This is a genomic window from Methylophaga sp. UBA4204, from assembly GCF_002379485.1.
Taxonomy (GTDB): domain Bacteria; phylum Pseudomonadota; class Gammaproteobacteria; order Nitrosococcales; family Methylophagaceae; genus Methylophaga.
In genome coordinates, this window is record NZ_DFTU01000011.1 from 44,275 (window position 1) to 47,607 (window position 3,333).

Annotated in this window: 3 protein-coding genes and 1 pseudogene; all 4 read right to left on the bottom strand. The window is 44.7% G+C overall.

The annotated features are described in order from the left end of the window. Positions 1-666: pseudogene (locus B3182_RS01655) on the bottom strand (hypothetical protein); the annotation flags it as partial. A 131-nt stretch (positions 667-797) separates the two neighbouring features. Beyond that, positions 798-2,105: a sodium-dependent transporter gene (locus B3182_RS01660; protein WP_292354363.1), complete on the bottom strand. Its 1,308-nt coding sequence runs from the start codon at positions 2,103-2,105 to the stop codon at positions 798-800. A 61-nt stretch (positions 2,106-2,166) separates the two neighbouring features. Further along, on the bottom strand, positions 2,167-2,655 hold the full coding sequence (locus B3182_RS01665; RefSeq protein ID WP_292354361.1) for a hypothetical protein: 489 nt from the start codon (positions 2,653-2,655) through the stop codon (positions 2,167-2,169). A 345-nt stretch (positions 2,656-3,000) separates the two neighbouring features. Beyond that, positions 3,001-3,333: EAL domain-containing protein (locus B3182_RS01670; RefSeq protein ID WP_292751282.1), on the bottom strand; the 333-nt coding region annotated here is incomplete at its 5' end.

Genomic DNA, 3,333 nt, shown 5'->3' on the forward strand with positions numbered 1-3,333 from the left:
CCAAATATCATCCTGGTTTGCGGAGGGGGGAGCCAGCTGCTCACCCGTTGCTTTTTGCCATCGTTCCCGCGACAGTTCCGCCAGACTCTTTGCCGCTTCCCCATCGACAATCATCTGCATATCATGGAATGGAGGGTAGAGCTCATTATCAGGGTCAATACGACGTTTATCATCAGGTGCATGTTCACTGCTATCCCAGCGATGTTTACCTGGATCGATACCGCCGCAGAAAGCGATTTTATCGTCAATTACAACGACTTTTTGATGCTGTGAACCACCAAATGGGCACTCGCCATCAAGCTGATAATGTAAACGGGATTGCTTTTTCCAGCCGGGACGAAACAGGGGTAACCATTCGCGCTCAAGCGTATAGAGCATTGCCCAGTCCCAGTTGAGGATATAAATATTTAGCTCAGGCTTTTGCTCAAGAACGGCATTTATCAAATCTCCTAATTCAACAGGTAAATCCGTAGGGGTCTCACCTCTCACCAGTCTCAGTCGGCTATCAATATCCCAGGCAAGAATATAAACAGCAGATTGAGCTTGTGAAATGGCAGCATGCAAGGCGCTAAAGTAATTTTCACCATCCACCAGCACGGAGGCTCTATCAGCCTGAACATACCGCCAACAGTTTTCTTCGTGGCGGATAATTTTTTTATCATGCATATTCAGAATGAGCTCCCTGCAATAATCGATTATCAATCAAGCGTAGCATAGCAATGCTGGATTCAAATTTACTCAGGTTAACCACCAAGTGGTTATAAATACGATCTTATTCATCAATAATCTGCTAAAGATCAGAAATACTGCATGAGAAAAGTGATTAGCATGAATATTGGCAAGAAGCGGCCCACCAGATATATTCGCCACTCCCACCAATGTGAATTGGTCCCCAGAACCGAATGAATTTTAGTTGGGGGGATAAACCAGCAAAACAAGGCGGCGCCAATGATGCCAGACAGGATAATAATATTACCGCCGGCAATCCTGTCGACCATGTCGAGCACGGGCTCACCCGCTATCTGTAAATTCATTGGAGTAAAACTCAGAGCCGAGGCCGAGCCGATAATCAACATCACTAATGCTACCAGCATAACCGCTTTAACATTCGTGATGCCGAACTCTTCGGCAAAAGCGGAGACAACGACCTTTAATCCTGCCAGCGTTGAGGTAAATGCTGCAGCAAAAAACAAGACAAAAAAAACAATGCCAAAGAACCATCCCGCTGACATTTCTGCAAACACTTTAGGCATGGTGGCAAAAGCCAACTGGGTACCTTCTTCTGGAGACAATCCCTGACTGAACACAAATGGAAAGATCATCCAGGCAGCAAGCAAGGCAATTGATGTCTGAAAGACCGCAACGATAATACACGCTCTTGGAAGGTTAGTTTTTCGCGGAATATAGCTGCCGTAGGTGATTAAATAGCCTTGGCCAATTGCCAGCGTATAAAAAGCCTGGCCAAAAGCAAAAACCCATAGTTCGCCGCTGGTTATTTTATTCCAGTCAAACTGGAAGAAAAAATTAATGGTTTGTTCCCAGCCGGAAGTTTTACTGGCCATTACCACTAAAAAAATCATTACCGCCAGTAGCACCGGCATCAGAAATTTTGACAATCGCTCAATTGATTTTAGACCGTTAATCAGGACGATCGAGGCCAATCCAATAATGACCAGAAAATACCAAAAACTGTTATAGCCCTCGGTAAACTGATCAAATACCCTTAACTCTCCTCGGCTGGCATCAATAGCATAGCCCAGAGTCCAACCGGTAATGACGAGATAATAACTGGTAATAGCAATTGTAATGGTCACAACCAGCCAGCCGTAATAGCTTCCCAGACGATTCACCTGTCTGAAAGTTGCAACGGTATTGCCATGGGTAAGACGTCCGGCTGCCACTTCGAGCATCATGATTGGTAACACGACGATAAATAACGCCAGCAAATAAGCGATGACAAATACGCCACCACCATTTTCGCCCACGATATAAGGAAACCGCCATAGATTACCAAGCCCAACAGCTGCTGCTGCCATCGATGCTATAAAGGCCGGTTCAGAGCTCCATTGTTTTCTCGATTGAATGATAAAACTTTGGTCTGGCATAAAAATCTTCCGTTTCAAACATCCGAGTTGAACGGTTTAAAGTTAGTTGAACAAAAAAGAATTACTGCGGAATGACGCGATAGTAACCGCTTTTCCCACGTATTAATAATGCCGGGGTTCTGGCGGGTAACATTTCTTCAGCACTTTCGACTGCCTGAACAATAGCAACTTTGTTGCCCGCGGGTTTATCCAGAATGTATTCAACACCCAGCTGGGACTTAATCTTTTCATCAAAGAACTGGCCAGCCAATGCCCCGCCCACCAGCGCCACAATAGTAATGGCTACGCCTGCAGGATTATCCGCCTGGGTAATTCCGTAAGCAGAAGCTCCGGCAACTGTTGCACCAACCGCAGCGCCCCAACCTGGACGTTTATCACCGAGCCCTTCAATCCTGACCATACGAGATGAAATGATCCAGACATCTTCAACCGCCATGATCTCACCAATTTCATCTCGATAGTAATTACTCTGTGTACGTGATGCACAGGCAGTGATAACCGGTAATACCATTAATGTAATCAAGAGCCATCTGGTTAAATCTCGAGACATATTTCATCCTGATTATTGTTCAAACGCATTTGAATAGATTGTTACCCATAAAGAATAAGATAGTCATCATGATTGTACTTATTTTTACGAAGAGCATTATTCGCCATATTATTTAATGCATATCATGCCTTTTTTGCATAAGTCACGTCTTTATCATGGGTAAAGTTTTCTTCGTGATGTCGCAAAATTAGCTCTGGGAGAAATTTCGGCTATTGCTATGTATTGGCAATCAAATATTCAATAATGGCATGGTTGGTGGGGAAAGTAGCTTTGCTCAGTTATGTTGAAGTATGAATGGGGGTATTAACCAGGATATTAGCTGTTTGCCTACCAAAGGCTATTTGGTTAAACGTTATTGTCGTGAAACTCTCTCCACTCAGGCTGCAATTGATACGCCTGACACCAGTTCATAATATGTTGAGCTGGCATAGGTCGGGCAATCTGGTAACCCTGTGCATGATCACAGCCCATCGATAACAGCATCAAACCATGCTCGACAGTTTCGACGCCTTCGGCAATCACTTGTCTGTTAAAGGCTTTGGCCAGGCTAATCACACCATCTACGATATTGTAATCGCTGGCATCCTCTAACATATCCCGCACAAAGCTCTGGTCAATTTTTACTGAGTTAGCCGCCAAATGCCGCAGATGGGTTAGCGAGGAATAGCCGGTGCCAAA

What these genes read in the sequence shown, in the direction of transcription:
- B3182_RS01660 (WP_292354363.1), bottom strand. Translation starts at nt 2,105, where the DNA reads ATGCCAGACCAAAGTTTTATCATTCAATCGAGAAAACAATGGAGCTCT.
- B3182_RS01665 (WP_292354361.1), bottom strand. Translation starts at nt 2,655, where the DNA reads ATGTCTCGAGATTTAACCAGATGGCTCTTGATTACATTAATGGTATTA.